2 protein-coding genes are annotated in these 1,452 nt (G+C 37.3%); one reads left to right on the top strand and one right to left on the bottom strand.

Annotated features, from left to right (window positions below; all coding sequences use genetic code 11):
- Positions 1-134 precede the first annotated feature (134 nt).
- Entirely contained in the window at positions 135-293 is a 159-nt protein-coding gene (locus QMD21_07720; GenBank protein ID MDI6856650.1) for a DUF2080 family transposase-associated protein, read from the bottom strand.
- A 50-nt stretch (positions 294-343) separates the two neighbouring features.
- On the opposite strand from QMD21_07720, the gene QMD21_07725 reads away from it, so the two are divergent.
- Positions 344-1,309, top strand: a complete 966-nt coding sequence (locus QMD21_07725) for an ISNCY family transposase (GenBank protein ID MDI6856651.1) — start codon at positions 344-346, stop codon at positions 1,307-1,309.
- Positions 1,310-1,452 lie beyond the last annotated feature (143 nt).

A 1,452-nucleotide genomic window follows, 5' to 3' on the forward strand; every position in this document is an offset into this window, starting at 1 on the left:
CTCGTCGAAAGCTTTAAGTAGTAGTTCTACCTTATTAACTATTGGGTTCCATCTTTGTAGCATATATAAAAATTAGCATGGAACCCCTAATTTTTAGACACGCTCCACTCTACCGGCATTGGGACAAAATTCTCCTATTTCTTCAGTATAACAATATAGGCTCTCTTGTTAATATATCTTTTTGGAGCATCTACTTTACCAGAATTACCGAAGGGAGTTACCCTCTTTTCGTAGAAAACTTCCACCTGGTCTTTTAACGTGATTGTTTTTGTACTAATTTTAATTCTTCTCATAATAAAATAGTATATCTATGGATATATTTAAATATTACGGTTATCATATTATTATCATGAGGGTAACTAGGAAAATGGCAAGGCAAATCCTGGAAGTTCTTGATGAGCTAAGAAAGGAGTTAAAGAGCAAGCAGAGAAAGCTGTACCCATATGCTGAATGGGAAAGAAAGCGGGAGCTCGTAAAAAGGCGATTGAGAAAGCTTCCGGAGTATGTCAGGATGGCTGCAGCCATGCTCGAGGTTGAGAAAGGGGTAGGCAGACCTAAGAATGGTAGTCTAGTTCAGAGAACTATGCTTTTTCTATTTGCAAGACTTATGAACAAAAGTAATAGGGATGTTGAAGAGCTGCTCGAACTTTTTGAGCCTCTGTTCGGCTTTAAGCTAAGCTACAAGTCTGTAGAGAGGCTTTATTCTGACCAAGAGGTTAAAGCTGTTCTGCACAACCTCTTCATACTCCTGCTTCAAGATGAAGGAGTATCTGGTAGTTTCTCAGGAGATGGTACAGGGTATTCGCTTGCTATAACAAAGCATTATAGCAGCTCTCCAAAGAAAGCTAGTAAGGATTACAGGTATGTCTTCAGGCTAATCGACTTACAAACAGGCATGTATGTGGCATTTGGATATTCACGTAGGTCAGAAAAAGAAGCATTTAATAAAGCAATGGACCTAGTTGAAAAATTCGGAGTTAACATAAGCAGGATATCCCTCGACAAGTATTATAGCTCAAAAAGAGTTCTTAGGTTGTTTGGAAACAAAACAGCTGTATTTATTATACCAAGGAAGAACATTTCAAGAATAGGTTTTGAGTGGGCAAGAGTTATCAAAAAAATAATTGAAGATCCTGTAAAGTTCTTAAAGGATTATTTCATGAGAAATTTGAGTGAAAGTGGCTTCTCTTCAGACAAGAGAAGGTTTGGAGGAGTAATAAGGCAAAAAAGAGAAGATCGTCAGGATACGGCAATGTTATCAATCGCCCTATTACATAACATATTCTTCGTACGTGTAAGTCCTAACTAGTTTTGTCCCAATTCCAGCTCTCACCAATTATAATTACTATCTTAAATCTTATGTTCTTAGCTTACTGAAAGACTAAAGGAATGAATTAAATTTTTAAAGGATATATTGGTAGTATGGCAAGGAGAACTGGACCGACAAGCCGG

Source organism: Candidatus Thermoplasmatota archaeon, assembly GCA_030018475.1.
Lineage (GTDB): Archaea > Thermoplasmatota > JASEFT01 > JASEFT01 > JASEFT01 > JASEFT01.

What these genes read in the sequence shown, in the direction of transcription:
- QMD21_07720 (MDI6856650.1), bottom strand. Translation starts at nt 293, where the DNA reads ATGAGAAGAATTAAAATTAGTACAAAAACAATCACGTTAAAAGACCAG.